This is a genomic window from Acidisoma sp. S159 (assembly GCF_009766125.1).
Classification (GTDB): domain Bacteria; phylum Pseudomonadota; class Alphaproteobacteria; order Acetobacterales; family Acetobacteraceae; genus Acidisoma.
Map to the genome: position 1 here is coordinate 1031998 of NZ_LMUG01000059.1, position 20672 is coordinate 1052669.

The window sequence follows — 20672 nt, forward strand, 5'->3', positions numbered from 1 at the left end:
ACGTGCGACATGGCTGAGCTGCGGCTTGAAGGGCTGACCAAGTCCTTCGGATCGGGTGCCGTGCTGCGCGACCTGACGCTATCGGTGGACTCGCGGCGGCTGGTCGCAATCCTGGGATCGTCCGGCAGCGGCAAGACCACGCTTCTCCGCCTCATCTGCGGCTTCGATCGCGCCGATGCGGGCAGCATCACCATCGCGGGGGTCCGGGTGTCCGGCCCTGGGCTGCACCTTCGCCCGGAGCAGCGGCATGTCGGCTACGTCGCTCAGGAAGGCGCGCTGTTCCCCCATCTGGCCGTTGCCGACAACATCACCTTCGGATTGCCTCGAAGGCAACGTCGAGCGCGTGCCCGGGTGACGGAACTGCTGACGATGGTCGGCCTGCCGCCATCCTATGCCGACCGCCTGCCGCACCAACTCTCCGGCGGCGAGCAGCAACGCGTCGCACTCGCGCGGGCGCTGGCGCCGTCGCCGCCGCTCATCCTGCTGGACGAGCCATTCTCCGCACTCGACGCGGCACTTCGCATCGAGACCCGGCAAGCCGTCGCACAGGCCCTTATCGCCTCCGGCTCCACAGCGCTGCTCGTCACCCATGACCAGGCCGAAGCGCTCTCAATGGGCGATGAGGTGGCTGTGCTGAGGGATGGCGCGCTCGTCCAGATGGACAATCCGAAGGCGCTCTATCGCAACCCGGTCGATGTCGCCCTCGCGCGCTTTCTGGGCGAGACCGTGCTGCTGCCGGGAGTAGTGGCCAGGGAACATGTGAGTTGCTTCCTCGGGACCCTGTCGCTGACACGCCCTTGTCGGCCCGGTGCGGCCGAGGTCCTCATCCGCCCGGAGCAAATTCGCCTGAGCGGTCCGGATACGGGCCATCCTGCGACCGTCGAATCAGTGACTTATTACGGTCACGACTGCAGCGTGATGTTAGCGCTGGAAGGGCTACAGACGGCCGTCACCGCCCTGGTGCCAGGGCATGTGAGCCCCTCGGTGGGCGACCTGGTTGGCCTCCATGTCGAAGGAGATGTGATCGTCTACCCCGTTTCGCGTTAATCCTCATCTAACAAGCGCCGGATCGAATAGATCGAAGCAGCGGCGTGTTCTAGGGGATGAAAGCGAGGCTTGGGATGGACGAAATAACGGATTGGCGGCCTCGGTCCCATTCCACGACATCGCATGCAAGCAGCGCCCGGCAGGATAAATGGAGCGACCTTTGGCCGCTCTATGCCCCCATCGCCGAGGCACGAGGAACCTTCGTTCTTGGCCAGTTGGGGCAGTCGCTGGACGGCCGCATCGCGACACCCACCGGTCACTCCCGCACGATTGGCGGGGGCGAGGCTATCGCTCACCTGCATCGTCTCAGGGCGATGGTTGACGCCGTGGTGGTCGGCATCGGCACTGTGCTCAAGGACGACCCCCAATTGACCGTGCGTCACTGTGAGGGACCAAGTCCGGTTCGTGTCGTCATCGATCCCAACGGCCGTCTACCCGCAGATGCGCGAATACTGGCCGAGGATGGTGTTGATTGCATCGCGGTTCAGGCCTGCGCGTTAGACCGGCCCTCGCGCGTAACGGCGCTTGCCCTCCCATCCGTGAACGGTCGCATCGAAGCGCATGCTTTGGTGGCGGCCTTGGCGGCCCGCGGGCTCCGGCGCCTGTTGATTGAAGGCGGGGGCCGCACTGTTTCCGCCTTTGTCGCGGCGGGCGCGCTTCATCGGCTGCATGTTTGCGTCTCCCCCGTCCTCATCGGCTCGGGGCCTACGGGTCTCTGTCTGCCGCCGATCGCGCATATGGCCGAGGCGAGGCGGCCCCGCTGTCGCACGCATCGGATCGGCGACGACGTGCTGTTCGACCTCGACTTCACGTGAGGCGTCAGGACAGACGGCGGAGGAGCGATGCGACGCTATCGATCGTATCCCCCCATCGCGGTAGCTGTCCGCCAGCGCGGCGGGACGCACTTGCGGCCGTTTCCCGCGCCTCGCGGTCCGACAGCAGATGCCGTAGCGCAGCGCCGAGGGCGGCCGGATCACCGGGCGGCACAAGCGCTCCGGCCTCGCGCGGAACGACATCGGGGATGGCGCCGGCGAGCGTACCGACGATCGGCAAGCCGCGTGCCAGAGCCTCCGCATATGCCATGCCAAATCCTTCGTGGCGGCTGGCGAGAACAAAGAGGTCCGCGCTTGCGAAGAGTGGCCCAACGTCGTCCACTTCACCTTGCAACACCACCCGTCCGCCGAGACCAACCGCCTCGATCTGCGCGCGCAGTTTGCGAACAGCATCCATATCGCGGTCCAGGCTCCCCGCGATCGTGCAGCGCCAAGGCAGATCCGCGATGCGGGCCAATGCCGCCACGAGAATGTCATGCCCCTTCCGCGGTGTAACGGCGCCGAGAGACAGCAGATGTGGCGGCCTGCCGTGGCGCGGTGCGAGCGGCGCCGCGTCGGTTCCAGGCGGTGCTACAAGGAGGTGGCCCATCGGCACATCATATTCGCGGCGTAGCGTCTCGGCGGTGGCTTTGCTCGTGACGATGACAGCGCGCGTGTGGCGCAAAGCTTCCCGCTCGGCCGCGTGGAGACCCCGCGGTGCATTCGTTTCCAAGACGAGCGGATGATGGACGAGTGCGACAAATCGCAGGCGTTCGCCTTCCTCGGCAGCGAGTTCCGGTATCGCGCCGAAGGCGAGTCCATCGACGATGACGATGCGACCGTCTGGCTGCGATGCCAGTGAACGCGCCGCCGCCGCCAGCGCCGTACCATCCGGTGAGGGAAAACCGTCAGGCCACGCGAGATGGCGGATGGCGAACCCCTGCGCTCGCAGCCCGACGATCAGCCGGCGATCATAGCCGTAGCCCCCGGTGCGGGTGTCGATGTCTCCTGGGATCGCGAAGCCGACTTCAGGAATCGACATCCGCCTCGTACCAGGCCCGCGCGACATGCGATTCGCTGAGCGTTACGCGTATCCGGCTCACGCCCTCCGCATGAGGACCGAGCCAGCCATCGCGCCGCGCCTGCGCCATGCGATCGAAGATCGTGCGCGCGAGGAATTCCGTGGTGGTCACCTGACCGCGCAGCGCCGGGTCTTCGTCAAGATTGGCGTAGTTCAACGGCGCCAGTGCCTTGCGCAGCGCGTCGAGCGCGCGGCCGATATCGACGACAATATTGTCGGGCGAAAGTGTCTCGCGGAAAAACGCGACATCGACGATGAAGGTCGCGCCATGAAGTTTCTGCGCCGGACCGAAAACCTCTCCGGGCAGGCTATGGGCGATCATGATGTGGTCACGTACTTCGACGGCGAACATCTTTCACTCCAACTCATACGATACACGATGGAACAAGGCGCCGGGCTTACCAAGAATCTCGGGCAATGCCTCGGCAAGGCGATCGAATCTTGTCACTTTCTCGACGAGCACGTCCAGACATGGGTCGGCGGCGAGGCACAGCGCCAGGGTCAGCCGCCGCTTATGGCTCCAACGCGCGCGACGCGCCGGGGCCACGGCACCGACCTGCGAACTACGCAGGGTCAAGCGCTGACTATGGAAGGCGCCCCCAAGCGCGATGGTGACCGGCTGCGTTCCGTACCAACTCAATTCGATGATTTCAGCCTCAAATCCGGCCAGCGAGACTGCAAGGGCGAGTCCCTCGCCAGTGCCGGAAGCGTGGAACACCAGGTCGCAGTCGCCCTCAGCATCTCCCGGGGCAGCGAAGCCACATCCAAGCGTCTTGGCCACTTCCGCGCGCATGGGGTTGGGATCTATCAAAGTGACACGCGCCCGAGGAATCCGGGCGCAGAGCCACGCGACCAGGCAGCCGATTGTCCCGCCGCCAACGACCGCGATCCGATCGCCGATCCGCGGCGCGGCGTCCCAATTCGCGTTGAGCGCGGTTTCGATCTGACCCGCCAAGACAGCGCGGTGAATTGGTACATCATCCGGCAAGACGATCGCGGCATTCTCCGGCAGCAAGAAGCGAGTCTGATGCGGGAAGAGACAAAATACTCGCCGACCCTGAAGAGCAACGGATCCACCTTCGACCTGACCCACCATGGCATAGCCGTATTTCACCGGGAACGGAAAGTCGCCCTCCTGATACGGACAGCGCATCCGCGCCCATTCGCTCTCGGGCACTTTGCCCCCGAAAACGAGCGCCTCCGTGCCGCGGCTTATCCCGCTTTGAAGAGCCCGAACGCTCACTTGCCCGGCGGCCAAATCTCCAATCGCTTGCGTGCGAATTTCCGCGCGGCCCGGTCCCGACATCCATAGGGCTCGCGGGAGCGGCTGGGGTTCGATGGGGATCACATTCGGTCCGTTTGTTTACGACGGCTATGACGGAGACTTTAGTGGACGATCTTAGTGTGGCTTACATAAGACCATCGATTGCCGAGGATAGGCGGTTGCGCGCACGGCGCAAGCTTGTGATCGCGCTCAATCTCGCAAGCTGGTGCGGGCTCGGCGTCGTGATGGGCTATATCAACTATGCCACGGGATGGTCCGTGGCAGGCGTGGCCGTGCTTGTGCTGTTCCTGATCGCACTTCCCTGGACACTTCTGGCCTTCTGGAATTCGGTCATCGGTTTCGTCATTCTGTGCTGCGCACGCGACCCCGCCGCATACACGAACGACGCCCTGCGCGAGACCCCACCAGGCGCGCCGATCGAGCGACTCACCGCGATCTGCATCGCGATCCGACACGAGGACGTGTCACGCGTGGCCAGCCGGCTCGCAACGATGCGCGAGGACCTCAGAGCAACCGGCGAGGCGGAGCATTTTGAGTTCCACGTTCTGAGTGACAGTAATCAACCAGAGATCTGCGCGGCGGAGGCTGCTGTCTTCGGTTCGCAGGATGGCGTGTTTTATCGTCGCCGGCCCGCCAATACCGGGTTCAAAGCAGGCAATCTGCGTGATTTCGCCTGCGCCGCTCTGGGCCGTGTCGATTTCATGCTGGTGCTGGATGCTGACAGCCTGATGTCGGCGGCGGCGATTCTGCGGCTGGTTCGCGTGATGCAGGCCAACCCCCGTCTCGGCATTCTGCAAACGCTCGTGACCGGGCGCCCAGCCGCGAGCCCTTTCGCTCGTATCTTTCAATTCGGCATGCGTCACGGAATGCGCACGCACACCACGGGGATTGCCTGGTGGCAGGGGTCGAGCGGTCCGTATTGGGGCCACAATGCGCTCATCCGCCTGAGGCCGCTCGTCTCCTATTGCGAGTTGCCCGTTTCGCCGGAGCGTCAGCTGCTCGGTGGCCACCTTCTAAGCCACGATCAGGTTGAGGCGACGCTGATGCGGGCGGCCGGAATGGAGGTGCGTGTCATCGCCGAAGAGTTCGGCAGTTGGGAGGAAAACCCTCCGCGTTTGCCGGACTTCATCAGCCGGGATCTCCGCTGGTGCCAGGGGAATTTGCAGTATCTCCGGCTGGTCGGCCGGCCCGGCCTTCTCCCGATGGGCCGGTTTCAGCTCTGCAATGCCATCGCCATGTATCTTGGGGCGCCCGCTTCGGTGCTGATGCTGACGGCGGGCGTTCTCCACGGCCTCTCCGGCAGTCGCGGCCATGTCCCCGGCAGTCTCGCCTTCGGGATGTATTTCGGCATGCTCACCCTCGGTTTCGCGCCACGTCTCCTGGGCGTGCTCCAGGTTATGATGCGTCCGGCGGAGCGTCGTCGCTGGGGCGGCGCACCACGTTTGCTCGCTGGTGCTATGACGGATGCCCTGTTCACCCTGATGATCGGCCCCGTGATGATGGTGGCCCAAACGCGCTTCATTGTCGGGCTGCTGTTCGGCCAGCGGATCATTTGGGAGGCGCAGCAGCGCGAAGGCCAGAGCCTCCCGTTCGGAGAGGCCGCCCGCGGCCTGTGGCCGCAACTGCTGCTCGGTTTCTGTTTCGGTGCGGCGCTTTGGCGCGTATCGCCGGGTTCCCTGCCCTGGGCTCTTCCCACGCTGGCCGGCTCCTTACTTGCCGTTCCCTTCGCCTGCGTGACTGCTTGGCCGAGGCTCGGGCGTTGGATGATGCGGGTCGGGCTTTGTGCCGTGCCCGGCGAAAAGGAGCATGAGCAGGTGGTGGGAACCTCCGCCAGGGCCGAAAGCTGGCACGGGAAGGTCAAGGAAGCCTAGCTTCCGGCGGGACGAGACGTTGACAAATCAATATGGACGGCCATATTAGCCTGATGCGCAAGCCCTCGAACCGGGACAAGATACTCACCCAAGGCCTTCGCGTGGTGCATGAGCGTGGCTTTGGCGGTGCGAGCGTACGTGACATCGTCCAAGCCGCCGGCGTGCCGCAGGGGTCTTTCACCAATCACTTTGCCTCGAAAGAGGCCTTTGGGCTTGAGATTCTCGAGCTGTATTTTGCTAACAACCGCCGCGCTATTGACGAAACGCTTGGGAACGAGACGTTGCAGCCGCTTCAGCGGCTCCGGGCCTATTTCGATGTCAGCAAGACTCATTTTGCCCCAGAAGCCATACGCAACGGTTGCTTGTTGGGGAATCTCAGCGCCGAAACGAGTGAGCATAGTGAGCTCATCCGTCAAAGATTGACGGAGATATTCGCCGAAGTCGAGCAGTCGGTGGCGGATTGTCTCAGGGCGGCAGTCAAAGCCGGCGAGGTGTCGGCGGATATCGACTGTGATGAGGTCGCGGGCTTCATCGTGGCGTCCTTGCAAGGCGCTACTCTTTTGGCAAAGGCACAGCGCAGCCTGGTTCCCTTGCAGCGGCTGGAGCACGTACTTTTTTCAATGATCTTGCGCTGAGGAGACGCCGCTCACCAAGCGGAAGCCTGGCCAAAATCAAAGTCTCAACGAAGGAATTGCACTCATGGCCGAAAAACCGATCAAAATACCTGGACCCGATCATCCCATCACAATTGAAGCAAATCCGTCTCGCGTCATTGTTTCTGTCGCCGGACGTGTCGTTGCGGATACGCGGGCGGCGCTGACCTTGCGTGAGGCATCCTATCCCGCGGTCCAATACATTCCGCGCAAGGATGTCGAAATGGCGCTGCTGGCACGCACGCAGCATGACACATACTGTCCTTACAAGGGTGACAGCGCGTATTACAGCATCCCGCATGGCGGAGAACGATCGGTCAATGCGGTCTGGACCTACGAGTCGCCTTATGCGGCGGTTGCCGCGATCAAGGATCACGTCGCTTTTTACCCCGACCGGGTCGATTCCATCGAAGAGCGTACAGCAGGCTGAACGATTGGAACTTCGCGCCGCAGGGCGCAACGCGACCCACTAGCGCCGCGCTTCCACGCTTTGCGCCCAGCTTTGCGCAAAGCGTGAGACGGAGGGCCGTCCATCACCGTCGGTGCGTAGTACTAACTGGGCATTGACTTCACCCGTCGTCCTATGTGCATCGTCGCCGCCTGAACGGGCGTCCGAGGAGCGTCTCGCGGCCGTTTAGCTTGTGAGGCCGTGTTTTCGCGCCAGCCGATCGTCTTAGCTTGTTGCGCCAAGAAAATAACACCTGCGAGTTCGCGTTCCAGCAGCCAGGATAACAACCCCAGCCCGGGAGGTCCGGGATGATTGATGCGTTGCTTCATGGGGAAGAGGATGTCTCGAACTATGGGACGTTCCGTTTCGAAACACTCCCGGTACCCGGCGATCGAATTGTCGTCGGCACCATTCGTGGCTCCGCAGGCTTCCTGGTAGTGCTGTACGTGGAGCACCATCCGATCGCATTGCCAGTCGCCCCTTCCAGCCGCCAGGATCCGTCAGTATCGATCTGCGTGAGGTTTATTCAGGACAACGAAGAAGATTAGTGGCGCGCGCCATTCCAAAATCCGGCCCTCTGTCGCCGTTTCTGAAGTGCGGCGCTGACATCGGAATAAAGGGATGTCATGGACCTCGGGAGGACGAGTGGGCTCGTCGCGGTTGTGGTCTTGCTCGCATCGATGAGCGCCGCGATCCTTGTGACAAGCTGGAACACCGGCAATGACGCCGCGAGCCTCTCCGCGTCTCGCAGAGTACCGACCGAGCGGTCGCTCTTGTCCCTGCGCGGCGCGACACGCCATCAGGTGCAGTCAGCAATGTCCGCAGCCGGCATGGCCACCGGCGACAGTCTGGAATTCTTAAGCAATACCCTCGACGGCCAGACGAGGCGCACGATCGACGTTACCTTCACCTTCGGTCCAGACGGTCGGGTCGCGGTTATCCAGGCCTATGTGGGTGGGCCCCGCCAGGAGGATGCCATCCAGTTCCTGTGGGATTCCCGCGGTCTTGAATGCTCCGACTTTCCCGCTAGCCACCGCCGCTGCAACCCCGGCTGACGACGGCCGTTGCCTCCGGGCTACCGCCGGATGGTCGCCACGCTTTCCCGCGCTTGATCGGTCTCGGCCCGCCGGCGTTCATGGAACCGAAAACGCTCGGCCGACGGGGCCGCCGGTAGATTCAGGCTGATGGGTCCCGGAACAAGATCCTGCAGCACCTGAGACAGCAGCTCGACCGTCGCCGCCTCAGCGACAAGGCCGCGCATCTCCTTGCTCTCAGCCCACCAGACGCCATCCTCGTCGTCCCAATGCGCCTCGACCCGGTAGGTCTTCATTCTCGTTCCTCCAAAGCCGGAGAGCTTTCTTCCCGGGCTCCCCCGCCGTAGAGATAGAAAACGCCCGAAGCTATGTCCTCGCAACTCAACACCACGGGAGCCGAGGGTTTAGGCAGCGAGACTCGCTCCTCGCGTGTATTTCGATGGAGTTTGTTAAGAAACTCGCCTATCACGTGCGTCGCTCGTGAGATCCAGAGGTGCTGGCGATGCTGCATAGGCAGGTGGCTTATTTCCTGGAGGGACTGACCGCGCGCGGTTCCGGAACGGTACGGAATGCCAATCCGTACAAGCCCTGGACGCCCGCCTGGGCCGCCTGGCTGGCCGGCTGGGACGAAAGCGCGGAGGCAGATCGCGTCATGGCTCAAGCCGATCCGTCGCTCGTGGCAGTAGCCTGGTGACTTTAGGTCACTGAAAGCCCACGCCTCTAGCTGCGACCGGGCTTGCCGGGGACAATCGGCAGAAGAATGATGTCTGGGCCGCGCGGAGCCGCGCCCGCTTGTGTCCGTCACCATTTCTAAATGAGTGCGCCCTTGATCCTGCGGATCAGCCCTTTGTCGTGGGCTTATTCAAGCCTAGCGGCGTAGCGGCTCATTAAATCCGGAAATTGCCCGGTGTTAATGATTACGACACAGCATCGATTTACGTTCTTAGCCAGTCGTCGCCGATGTTCCTCTCATCTCAGCGCGCCCGCATAGGCCGAAATAAGGCTGTACTGTTGGGGGCGCAGTCTGGCATGTCACTCAACGGAGAACGCTTACGATCAAGTGGAGTTTTAGCAGGTATTAATCATCAATCCGCGCAGTAAAAAAGAATCTTTATGAATAACCAATGAAATCTGAAAAATCTTTATTGAGCTAGGAAGAATTCAATCCACCCTGCCTGAAGCCTGGGCGTCAGCGGCTTACGCCTCCGTCTCGCGTCCAACAGGAGCCATCAGACTGCCATGCGAATCGGAGGCTGCGCGCCACCATACTCGCACTTAGCGCAGCTCACGTCACGATTTCAACAAGTCCTCGATCTCAGCAAATCCCTATAGAAGGTTCAGTTCTTTGACCGCATCCATATTCGTTTCGAGTGGAATCACCTCCAGCGGCGTCGCACTTCAAAGCGGCCACACGATGTTTGTGCTACCCGGCGGAACCGCCATCAATACGACCGATAGCGGCACCGTGGTGGTCAGCGGCGGTGGCATCGACTCTGGCGATGCCATCGCCGCCGGCGCCACCCTCCTCGTCTCCAGCGGGGGCACGGAGCTTGGCGCGAATTTGTCCTCGGGCGGCGTGCTCAACCTGAAGCCCGGCGCGGTCGAAAGCGGCGGCATAGTCTCGTCCGGCGCCACGCTCGTTATCTCCAGCGGCGTCACTGCCAGCGGCATCGACGTGGCTTCGGGCGGGACGCTGATCCTGCTCTCGGGCGGGAGCGCTGTCGGAACCGGGGATGGCGGCACCGTCATCGTCAGCGGCGGCGGTCTGGCACTAAGCTCCGTGGTGACTCCTGGCGGTAGTCTTATCGTTGGCTCAGGAGGAACGGAGACCCACGACACTATTGAGGGCGGCGCGGAGACCGTTCTATCCGGTGGCTTCGCGCTCGATACTTTCGTGCAGCTTCTGGGCACATTGGGCGTCGATGATGGCGCGGTGGCAAGCAGTGCAACCGCATCCATCGCGGGTGTAATTTACGTTTCGAGTGGCGCATCAGCCCCTTCGGCTACAACGACCCTCGGAGGCACACTGGTCCTGTATCAGGGCGGGAGCGATCCGGGCTACATCGGCATTGGGATATCGCTGACCAGCAGCAGTACCAACACAGTCACATCAGGCAATACCATCTTCGTTTCGAACGGAGTTACCTCCACCGGCGTCGTCGTGGAGTCCGGCGGCTTGATGGTTGTGCTGTCGGGCGGCAGTGCGACCAGCACCACCGATAGCGGCACCGTCGTGCTCAGTGGCGGCGGTAAGGCCTTCAGCGATACCGTCGCTGCGGGCGCCACCCTTCTCGTTTCGAGCGGAGCGACGGAGCATCTCGCGCAATTATCCTCGGGCGGCCTGATCACCCTCTCCTCTGGCGCCTTGGAGGAGAATGGCACCGTGCTGTCCGGGGCCACTCTCACCGTATCGAGCGGTGCGGTCACTTTCAGCATGAATATCTCCGCCGGCGGAACGCTCGCCCTTATGGCGGGCGGGTACGACGGAAGTAGTGACCAGGATGCTGGCCTCATTCTCGTCAGCGCGGGTGCGCGGACCGAAGAGGTATATGTATTGAGTGGCGGGACTCAGCATGTGTTGTCGGGCGGCTCGGTTTCCGATGGGGTGGTGAGCAGCGGCGGGACCCTGATCGTCGATAGCGGCGGTACAGTGTACGACTTAACCCTTTCGGCGGGCGGCGACCTACAGCTCGCCGCGGGCGCAATCGAAAGCTCGGGCACAATCCTGTCCGGCGCGAGCCTGACCGTATCGAGTGGCGCCACCTTACACGGCGTGACTGTCGCTGCCGGCGCGATACTGACCCTTTTATCGGGCGGCTACGCGCTCGGCGAAAGTAACCTCGGTCTCGTTGTCGTGAGCTCGGGCGGTCTCGACGAAGACTTCGCATTGTCGGGCGGTGGAACCGAACACGTCGCTTCGGGGGGCGTTGCCGATTTCGCCGATATCCACAGCGGCGGCATGCTGACTGTCGACACCGGCGGTACGGTGACCAATCCTTTTCTCCTAGCGGGCGCTAACCTGCAACTCGCGGCGGGTGCGGCCGAAAGCGGTGGCACCATCGGGTCAGGTGCCACGCTCAGCATATCGAGCGGCGTCCAGGCGAGCGGCATCACGGTCGCGACCGGGGGCTTAATGCTCCTACGATCCGGCGGCAGCGCCCTCCACACCGCAGACAGCGGTATCATCACCGTCTCCGCCGGTGGCACGGCGGGCGATGTCACGCTGGCCTCGGGCGGTGTGCTCAACATCGCCTCCGGTGCCGCGGAAAGCGGCGGCACTGTGTTGTCCGGCGCTACGCTCACCATATCGAGCGGTGCCGTCGCGACCGGCGTCACGGTCGAGGCCGGCGGTTTGCTGATCGTGCTGTCGGGTGGCAGCGCGACAGGCGTCTCCGATAGCGGCACGGTCGTTGTCAGCAGTGGTGGCGTGGACTCGGGTGATGCGATCACCTCTGGCGCCACCCTGCTCGTCTCGAGCGGCGGGACGGAGCTCGGTGCGAGCCTGTCTTCGGGCGGCGTGCTAAGCCTGAAGCCGGGCGCGGCAGAGAGCGGTGGCACCGTCTTGTCCGGCGCTACCCTCACGATCTCCAGCGGCGTCACCGCGAGCGGCGTAACCGTGGCCTCCAGCGGCAGCCTGACTCTCCTCTTGGGTGGCAGCGCAACAGGCGCCACCGATAGCGGTACCGTCGTGGTCAGCAGTGGTGGCGTGGACTCAGGTGATGCGATCACCTCTGGCGCCACTCTGCTCGTCTCGAGCGGCGGGACGGAGCTCGGTGGGAGGCTGTCTTCGGGCGGTGTACTGACCTTGAAGCATGGCGCGGTCGAAAGCGGCGGCACCGTCTTGTCGGGCGCCACCCTCTCCATCGCCAGCGGGGTTACTGCGAGCGGCGTGACCGTGGTCTCCGGCGGCACCATGATTGTATCATCTGGTGGCAGCGACCCCGCGCTTTCCTCCCAGACGGGGGCTGTCGTGATCTCCGTCGGCGGCACCGTTCTGTCCGGTGCCACCATCATCGTATCGAGTGGAATTACTTCCAGCGGCATCATTGTAGAGTCTGGTGGCTCGATGGTCGTGCTGTCGGGCGGCAGTGCCGCCGGCACCACGGATAGCGGCAGCGTCGTGGTCAGCAGCGGCGGCGTGGACGCCAAAGATACCGTCGCCTCTGGTGCCACTCTTTCGGTATCCGGCGGCGTGGAATTGAGTGGCACGATCCTCTCCGGGGCCACGCTCGCTATATCAAGCGGCGGCGTAGCCAGTCACACCGTCGTGTCCGCCGGCGGGACGCTGGCCTTGCTCCAGGGAGGCTATGGCGACTTTGACTCCAATGGTGGTCTCGTTCTCATCAGTTCGGGCGGATCTGAGCGAACCAATGAACGCATATCGAGCGGAGGAACCACCCATGTATTGTCCGGAGGCTTAACCGTCGACGGAGTCGTGAGTAGCGGCGGAACCCTGACCGTCGATAGCAGCGGTACCGCGCTCGACGAAAGGCTATCTGCGGGCGGCCAGCTGAACCTGGCTGCGGGTGCGATGGAAAGCGGCGGCTCGGTCTTTGCCGGCGCTACTCTGACCGTGTCGAGCGGCGCCCAGGCCGGAGGCAGCCTCACGGTTGCGGCCAGTGGCTCACTGATCTTGCAGTCCGGCGGTAGCGCCCTCAACATCGTCGACAGCGGCACTGTCAGCATCGCCGCGGGCGGCACGGCGGGGGGCATTACGCTTGCCTCAGGCGGCCTTCTCACGATCGCCTCCGGTGCCGCGGAGAGCGGCGGAACCGTGCTGCCCGGGGCCACACTCACCATATCGAGCGGCGCCCTGGCGACCGGCGTCACGGTCGAGGCCGGTGGTTCTCTAGTCATTCTGCCTGGCGGCGGCGCCTCGGGCACGGTCGACAGTGGCAGCGTCAGCGTCGCCTCGGGCGCGACCGAGTTTGCCGCCAACCTGTTTTCCGGCGGCATTTTGACTTTGGCCGCGGGAGCCGCCGAAAGCGGCGATACGGTCGAGTCCGGTGCCATCCTCTACATCTCCAGCGGCATTGCCATCAGCGGTTTCACCGTGGCAACGGGCGGTTCTCTCGTCATCCTCCCCAGCGGCGGCGTCTCCGGCATCATAGATGACGGCAGCGTCAGCGTCGCCGCGGGCGCAACCGTGCTCGCCGCGAACCTGTTTTCTGGCGGCGTGCTAAGCTTGGCCGCCGGTGCGGTGACAAGCGGTGGGACAGTGGAGTCGGGTGCCACTCTCGCGGTTTCGAGCGGTGTCACCGCCAGCAACATCAACGTGGCTTCCGGCGGCAGCCTAATCCTGTTCTCAGGCGGCAGCGTTCCCGGTATCAATGTCAATTCCGGTGGCACCGAAATCTTCGAGGTGGCATCGGGCACTACCATTTACGTGTCGAGTGGAGTCACCTCCACCGGCGTCTTGGTTGAGTCGGGTGGCACGATGGTCGTGCTAGCGGGCGGTCACGCCGCCCGCGCCATCGATAGCGGCACTATTATCGTCAGCCGCGGCGGTGACGTATCCAGCGACACGATCGTTGCTGGCGCCACCGTCCTCGTTTCCAGCGGCGGCACGGAGCATTCGGGAATTTTGCTTTCCGGCGGTCTGCTCAACCTTCTGCCGGGTGCCGTGGGTCGCGGTGATACGCTGGATTCGGGGGCGGTGCTCGCTGTATCGAGCGGGACCACGGTCCACAATCTGAATATCGCCGCGGGCGCTACGCTGACACTGGTTCCGGGCGGCTATGCGCTGGGGAATGACATCGATGGCCTTGTGCTCGTCGGGGCCGGCGCGGGGGATAGCGGCGCCGATATAAGTGGTGGCGGAACGGAACATGTCTCGTCGGGTGGCTCCGTCACTGGCGCGGCGCTAGGCAGCGGCGGTACCTTGATCCTCGACGGCGGCGGCATGGCGCGCGGCCTTTCGCTGTCGGCGAGCGGTGACCTGCTACTCGCTTCAGGTGCGATGGAAAGCGGCGGCACGGTATTGTCCGGCGCTACGCTCAGGCTATCGAATGGCGCTTTCGCGAGCAGCGATACCGTGGAATCTGGCGGCTCCATGGTCGTGCTCTCCGGCGGGGATGCGTCCGGCACCATCGACAGCGGTAGCATCTGCGTTGTCGCGGGCGGCACGTTTCTTGCGCCGGACCTAGTTTCTGGCGGCATGCTGAGCCTCCTTTCCGGTGCGGTGGAGAGCGGTGGCACGGTGCAAGCCGGGGCATCTCTGCTGGTCGGCAACGGCGTGTCGGCCAGCGGCGACACGATCTTGAGCGGCGGTAGCGAGGAGATCAGCGAAGGCGGTACGCTCGTCGGCCCGGATTTGTCGGCGGGTGGCTCGCTGACTCTCGATGCTGGGGCGATGGAGAACGGCGGCACTGTCGAGTCCGGCGCGACCCTCTATATTTCTGACGGTGTAACCGCGAGCGACGTCACCGTCTCCTCTGGCGGCACACTGATCCTGCTCCCGGGTGGCAGCACCCCCGCTGTAGACGTTCTCTCGGGCGGCACCGAGATCGTCGATGTGACCTCGGGTGGCACGATCTTCGTATCGAGCGGAATCGTCTCTAGCGGTGTCTTTGTAGAGTCGGGCGGTACGATGGTCGTGCTGACGGGGGGCAGCGGCGTGGAGACCGTCGACAACGGTAGTGTCACGGTCGAGAGCGGCGGCACGGTGGTCGGCGACAACTTGGCCTCGGGTGGCGGCGAGACGGTGGAGAGCGGCGGCACTTCGCTGGCGGCGGAAGTAAGCTCGGGCGCTACGCTGGATCTATCGGGCGGCGCGGTGGAGAGCGGCGGCACTTTGGAAGCGGGGGCGAGCCTCCTGATCGAAGGGGATGCCTCCGCCACCAGCGACACCATCCTGAGCGGCGGTAGCGAGGAGGTAAATGGTGGCGGCACGCTGGCCGATCCGAATTTGTCCTCGGGCGGCACGCTGACCATCGATGCGGGGGCGGTGGAAAGCGGCGGCACCGTCGAGTCAGGCGCCATCCTCTATGTCGCGAGCGGTGCTACGGTCAGCGATGTGACGGTGGCGGCGGGCGGCTTGCTGGTTTTGCTGCCGGGCGGCAGTGCCTCGGATACCATCGATAGCGGGACTGTGACGGTCTCGGCCGGTGGCTGGGATCAGGACGGCACGATCGCCGCCGGTGGCGGAGAGACGGTGGCGAGCGGCGGCGAGATCGACGGCCTGATCCTGGCCTCTGGCGGGTCGCTGGACCTCGCGGCTGGCGCGGACAATCAGTCGGGCACCATCCAGGCGGGCGCGACACTTACGGTATCCGCTGGCGCCGATGCGGACAGCTTCTTCGTGGCATCCGCTGGGTTGCTGGTGGTGCTGTCAGGTGGCAGCGCCGACGCCACCATCGATAGTGGCAGCATCATGGTGGCCAGCGGCGGCGTGACGATGGGTGACACCCTTGCCGCGGGCGGCAGCGAGACGGTGGCGAGTGGCGGCACGGCGACAGAGGAGGATGTGTCGGGCGGCACGCTGGTTCTGTCAGCCGGCGCGGTCGAGAGCTTCGGCACGGTGGAAGCCGGGGCGTCTCTGTTCATCAGCAGCGGCGTGTCGGCCACCGGGGACGCGATCATGAGCGGTGGCAGCGAGGAGGCCGGCAGCGGCGCCATCGTGGATGACCCGCTGCTGGCCTCGGGCGGCACGCTGATCCTCGATGCGGGGGCGGTGGAGAGCGGCGGCACCATCGCGCCGGATGGCATCCTTTATGTTTCCAGCGGCGTGACGGTCAGCGGCGTCGGCTTGGCGTCAGGCGCTTCGATGGTTCTGCTGTCGGGCGGCGTTGGCGTGGGCAGCGTTAACGGTGGCAGCGTCACGGTGGAGGGCGGCGGTACGACGGTGGGCGACAGCCTGGGCTTAGGAGGCAGCGAGACGGCGGAGGGTGGCGGCACGGTACGGGAGGCGGATGTCTCGGGCGGGCTGCTGGATGTGGATGGCGGCTCAGCCGAGAGTGGCGGCACGGTGGAGGCCGGGGGAAGTCTCCAGATCGAAGGCGGCGCTACGGCCAGCGGCGACAACATCCTGAACGGCGGAGACGAATGGGTCGGCGCCGGGGGCGCGGTGCTCGGCGAGACGCTATCGGCGGGCGGTGCGCTGACACTCGACTTGGGGGCGGTGGAGAGCGGCGGCGCGCTGGAGTCCGGAGCGTTTTTGTCGATTGGCGATGACGCTTCGGCGAGCGGCGACACCATTTTGAGCGGCGGCACCGAGGAACTCCGCGGCGGCGGGGCGCTATCCGATCCGATTTTGTCGGCGGGCGGCTCGCTGATCCTCGATGCGGGGACGGTGGAGAGTGGGGGCACGGTGCAGTCCGGCGCCACCCTGTATGTCTCGAGCGGGGTGACGGTCAGCGGGATGACGGTGGCGGCCGGCGGCTCGCTCGTGGTGCTGCCCGGCGGGAGTGCCTCGGATACCATCGATAGCGGCGGGGTGACGGTCTCGGCCGGCGGCACCGACCAGGGCGGCACGATCGCCGCTGGCGGCAGCGAGAACGTGGTGAGCGGCGGCACGATCGAGGATCCGAGCCTGGCCTCGGGCGGCGCGCTCGCCCTGGATGCGGGGGCGATAGAGAGCGGCGGCATCATCCAGTCGGGTGCCATCCTCACTGTCTCCAGCGGCGTGGTGGTCAGCGGCGCCGCCGTGGCGGCGGGCGGCTCGCTGGAGGTGCTGCCGGGTGGCGGTGCCTCGGGCACCATCGATAGCGGCGGGGTGACGGTGAGCGCGGGGGGATCGGAGCAAGGCGCCATCATCGCGTCGGGCGGCGAGGAGACCGTGCAAGCGGGTGGCGTTGCCGGCGGCGACATCATCTGTGACAGCGGCAGTCTGAGCGTGGCGAGCGGCGGCCTGGCCTCCGGCACGACGCTGGCCTCGGGTGGCGCGCTATTGCTCGCGGCGGGGGCGACCGCCAGCGGCGCCACCCTCGGCTCGGGCGCCACCTTGACGATATCGAGCGGCGCGCTTGCGAGCGGGACCACCGTCTCGGCTGGCGCCTCACTTGTGCTGCAGGCGGGCGGAAGCGTCTCCGGCACGCTCGACGGCGGCAGCGTGACGGTGGCGAGCGGCGGCACGGCGGGGGATGTCACCCTGGCCCCGGGCGGCGAGCTGGACCTTGCCTCGGGGGCGGTGGAGAGCGGCGGCACGGTGCTGTCGGGCGCGACGCTGACGATCTCCAGCGGCGCGTTGGCGACCAGCGTCACGGTGGAGGCCGGCGGCACGCTGGTGATCCTCCCGGGCGGCCTCGCCGCGGGCACCCTCGACAGCGGCAGTGTCACGGTGGCCAACGGCGGCACGTCTTTGGCGACGGATTTGGCCTCGGGTGGCTCGTTGGATCTGGCGGGTGGGGCGGTCGAGAGCGGCGGGACTATCCTGTCGGGCGCGACGCTGACTGTCCCGAGCGGTGCCGTCGCCAGCAGCGTTGTTGTGGCGCCCGGCGGTTCGCTGATGGTGTCGTCGAACGGCGGGGCCAGCGAAATCGCGGATAGCGGCAGCGTCGTCATTTGCGCTGGCGGCTCGGAACGAGAGGGAAGCATCGCCGCCGGCGCCGTCGAGACTGTCCTGTCGGGCGGACTCGCCGGCGACACGACCATCACCAGCGGTGGCACGCTGATCGTCTACGCGGGCGGTTCGGCCTCGGATGCCAACCTGACGTCTGATGGCACCCTCGTCCTTTCCTCCGGCGCGGAGGAAACTGGTGGAACGGTTGCATCAGGCGCCACCCTTGTCGTTCATGCTGGTGTCGCTGTCAGTAACCTCGAAGTGGCTTCGGGCGGCTTGCTGGCGGTGCTTTCCGGGGCTGCGGCGCGCGGCACCGTTGATGATGGGACTGTCACCGTCGAGAGCGGCGGTTCGGCGGCGAATATTCGTCTGGCGTCCGGCGCTTCGCTGATCCTGTCCTCAGGGGCGGCGGCTTCGGGCGGTACCGTTTTGTCAGGCGCCACCCTCATCATTCCGAACGGCGTTGTCGCGAGCAATGTCACCGTGGCGCCGGGCGGTTCGATGTGGGTGCAGCTGGGTGGCAGCGCCATCGGCACCGTCGATAGCGGTGGTGTGACCGTCGCGAGCGGTGGATTGGCGAGCGGCGGGACAATTGCCTCGGGCGGCAGCGAATTGCTGCAACAAGGCGGCACCGCGGCCGGGGAGACGATCGGAGCCCAAGGAGCCGAGACGGTTGCCAGTGGCGGCACCATCTCCGATGCCACGATCAGCGGCGGGGTGCTCGAGTTTGCGCAAGGGGCCATCGCTTCCGGCACGATCGATTTCGTTGGCAGCGGCGGCAGCTTGGTGATCGACGGCGTGACAGCCCCCGCCGCGACAATCGAGGGTTGGAACCAGGCCGCCGGCAACGCGATCGATCTTCGAGGTTTCGGAGGCAGTCCATCCCTTGAGGTCGGAGATGGCAGCCTGACCGTAGCCGCGGGCGGCAGCAGCACAGTGCTAGCGCTGGCGGGCGTGGCGGCGGGCGAGACGGTCTCCGAACAGTCCGACGGCGACGGCGGCGTATTGCTCGGTACGCCGCAGGCCTCGGCGCCGCCGAGCACCGGTTCGACGGCGACCAGCGGCCCGGCGTTGCCCACCTTCACCTTTGCCGGATTCAATTCTCCTGCGTCCAGCCAGGCGCTTAGCGATTTCGCGCAAATCTTCGGCACGGGTGCGGGGCTTGGTGCCAATAGCTTCATCGCTAACGGTTCCGGGGCAATACCGCCGGCCACCGGCACCACCGATACGCTCATCATAACCGGCGGGACCTCAACCATCGTGCCTGTTGGCTATACAGCTGTCTGGGACACCAACAGCGGGGATACCGTGGTTGCCGGTACGCAGGACACGGACTTCTACCTGCAGGATAACGGTCCCAATGTGATGGGCACCACGCTGTTCCTCGGAAGCGGCGACGACTTCGTCCAAGCGGGAGGCCAGGACACGATCTTCGGCGGCAGTGGCGCCGACACAATCCACGGAGGAGCGGGGAACGTAGACGTCACGGGCGGCTCCGGGGATCTCACTTTCGTTGGGGGGCAGGGCGCCGCGTCGGTCAGCGGCGGTACCGGGAACATGATCTTGTTCGGTGGATCGGGTGCCGCTGCTACCGACTTCACGGGCGGCAGCGGTCAGAATCTCATGCTGGGTGGTTTCGGGACAGGCACCACCGTGCTCAACGGGGGCAGCGGCAGTGGCTTTACCCTCGCTTTGGCGGCGGGCAGCGGTAACACGATGATCACGGGCGGGTCGGGCGCCATCGAAATGGTAGGCGGCACCGGCGCCGGCGCCGAGGAAATGCGCACCGGATCAGGGCAGGCCTTCATCGGGCTCAATAACAATGCCGACATGGTGGTGGGTGGTTCAGGCGACTCCATCGTGATCGGTGGCACGGGCCCCGACCTCTATGCCTTCCTCTACGGTCATGCTGGGGGCAGCGAGACTATCATCAACTTCAAGATCGGTATCGATGCCCTGCTCTTCGATCCAGGCTACGGCGGGCACGCGGTCGCAAGTGAGTCCGTCGAGAATGTCGCTGGTTGGGGCAAATCCGACGTCCTGACCTTGAGCGATAACACCACCATCACCTTGGTCGGTGTCCACTCCACATTGTACACGTGATAACAGCCGGTTGTCCCACGGGGCGGCATCCTTAGCGGTGCCGCCCTGGATGTACAAAGGCGCGCCCCGGAGATTGCGGGCGCGCCTTGCTCTGTCATCGCACGCACCTGCGATCTGATCGAGTTGGCCGCGCCCGCGCGAGCCCTCCCGCTATGACCCCTCGTATATTGCCGTTGGACTGGTCGGCCGGCCGGACAGTCGGGGCGATCCGATCGCGGTCGGTGATCAGATCGAGAAGTGCGACGCGCCCATAAGCGACAGCACGCCCGAGAGCGGCTTCGCAACCCGCCGCCGGCCGAACCCCTTAGGCATAGGTGCCAAGCGACCGAGAAGGCGACTATGTCCGGCCCTTCGATCATGGTGGCGGACGGGCGTCCTGGGAAGCGCCGGATCTGATGCATGCGGCTCTTGCCGGAGAGTCCGTTACTGACCATCAGGACAATGATCGGCGCGCCCACTTGCGCGGCGGTCGATAACTCCTGCGCATAAATGCGGCGCTTTGATGCTTCGCCACGACGACATCGATTCCCGGTACATCGTAGAAGATGTCGAGAGCGTCTATGGAACACAGAAGACGCGATCTGTGCCGTGAATATGAAGGGCATCAGCAAGGATGCGGCCGCCGGTCGGCGTGACGCCGCTTGAACAGGCATAGGTCGTTGGTTCTTTTCGCGTGTCTCCGGCAGATCGCCGTCGCGACAAGCACGAGAGCAAAAGAGGGGACGGCGCATCCACCAGTCACGGTTTCGAGTGGCTCCAAGGGCCTGGGCAGCCGATGAATGCAGGTATCGCCGCCGCTATCGACATGGCGTGCCTCGAAGCCGTTGTACATCGTATTA

The 20672-nt window shown here is 64.9% G+C and carries 13 protein-coding genes; 9 read left to right on the top strand and 4 right to left on the bottom strand.

Going from position 1 to position 20672, the window contains the following annotated elements; genetic code table 11:
- The first annotated feature begins 9 nt into the window (after window positions 1-9).
- Together GSQ92_RS21540 and GSQ92_RS21545 are read left to right on the top strand one after the other, a co-directional pair.
- Window positions 10-1047 (top strand): ABC transporter ATP-binding protein, encoded by a 1038-nt coding sequence (locus tag GSQ92_RS21540; protein WP_158801876.1) that lies wholly within the window; start codon window positions 10-12, stop codon window positions 1045-1047.
- Window positions 1048-1121: 74 nt separating this feature from the next.
- Window positions 1122-1862: a RibD family protein gene (locus GSQ92_RS21545; protein ID WP_216849943.1), complete on the top strand. Its 741-nt coding sequence runs from the start codon at window positions 1122-1124 to the stop codon at window positions 1860-1862.
- 4 nt (window positions 1863-1866) lie between these two features.
- Here the strand turns inward: GSQ92_RS21545 and GSQ92_RS21550 are convergent, their stop codons facing one another.
- From GSQ92_RS21550 to GSQ92_RS21560, 3 genes are read right to left on the bottom strand one after another with little or no spacing between them, the layout of a single operon-like run.
- Window positions 1867-2901, bottom strand: coding sequence for a glycosyltransferase family 4 protein (locus GSQ92_RS21550; protein WP_158801874.1), 1035 nt, complete (start codon window positions 2899-2901; stop codon window positions 1867-1869).
- Complete coding sequence (locus GSQ92_RS21555; protein WP_158801873.1) at window positions 2888-3292, bottom strand: 6-carboxytetrahydropterin synthase; 405 nt, start codon at window positions 3290-3292, stop codon at window positions 2888-2890. The genes GSQ92_RS21550 and GSQ92_RS21555 overlap by 14 nt, the downstream gene beginning before the upstream one ends.
- A 3-nt stretch (window positions 3293-3295) precedes the next feature.
- On the bottom strand, window positions 3296-4246 hold the full coding sequence (locus GSQ92_RS21560) for a zinc-binding alcohol dehydrogenase (protein ID WP_158801872.1): 951 nt from the start codon (window positions 4244-4246) through the stop codon (window positions 3296-3298).
- 137 nt (window positions 4247-4383) lie between these two features.
- Between GSQ92_RS21560 and mdoH the strand changes: the two genes are divergently transcribed.
- The 5 genes from mdoH (at window position 4384) to GSQ92_RS21585 (ending at window position 8252) form a co-directional block, all read left to right on the top strand.
- Window positions 4384-6096: a glucans biosynthesis glucosyltransferase MdoH gene (mdoH, locus tag GSQ92_RS21565; protein ID WP_159013898.1), complete on the top strand. Its 1713-nt coding sequence runs from the start codon at window positions 4384-4386 to the stop codon at window positions 6094-6096.
- Between the two features lie 32 nt (window positions 6097-6128).
- Complete coding sequence (locus tag GSQ92_RS21570) at window positions 6129-6731, top strand: TetR/AcrR family transcriptional regulator (RefSeq protein ID WP_216849942.1); 603 nt, start codon at window positions 6129-6131, stop codon at window positions 6729-6731.
- 64 nt (window positions 6732-6795) lie between these two features.
- Window positions 6796-7179: a DUF427 domain-containing protein gene (locus GSQ92_RS21575; protein WP_158801870.1), complete on the top strand. Its 384-nt coding sequence runs from the start codon at window positions 6796-6798 to the stop codon at window positions 7177-7179.
- A 326-nt stretch (window positions 7180-7505) separates the two neighbouring features.
- Window positions 7506-7745 (top strand): hypothetical protein, encoded by a 240-nt coding sequence (locus GSQ92_RS21580; protein ID WP_158801869.1) that lies wholly within the window; start codon window positions 7506-7508, stop codon window positions 7743-7745.
- Window positions 7746-7823: 78 nt separating this feature from the next.
- The gene (locus GSQ92_RS21585; RefSeq protein ID WP_158801868.1) at window positions 7824-8252 is read left to right on the top strand and encodes a hypothetical protein; all 429 of its coding nucleotides are present in this window, start codon (window positions 7824-7826) and stop codon (window positions 8250-8252) included.
- A 20-nt stretch (window positions 8253-8272) separates the two neighbouring features.
- On the opposite strand, the gene GSQ92_RS21590 is transcribed toward GSQ92_RS21585, so the two are convergent.
- Window positions 8273-8527, bottom strand: a complete 255-nt coding sequence (locus GSQ92_RS21590) for a DUF1902 domain-containing protein (protein ID WP_158801867.1) — start codon at window positions 8525-8527, stop codon at window positions 8273-8275.
- A 206-nt stretch (window positions 8528-8733) separates the two neighbouring features.
- Between GSQ92_RS21590 and GSQ92_RS21595 the strand changes: the two genes are divergently transcribed.
- Both GSQ92_RS21595 and GSQ92_RS21600 read left to right on the top strand, forming a co-directional pair.
- Window positions 8734-8925, top strand: coding sequence for a hypothetical protein (locus GSQ92_RS21595; protein ID WP_158801866.1), 192 nt, complete (start codon window positions 8734-8736; stop codon window positions 8923-8925).
- 651 nt (window positions 8926-9576) lie between these two features.
- Window positions 9577-19833, top strand: coding sequence for a hypothetical protein (locus GSQ92_RS21600; protein ID WP_159013899.1), 10257 nt, complete (start codon window positions 9577-9579; stop codon window positions 19831-19833).
- Window positions 19834-20672 lie beyond the last annotated feature (839 nt).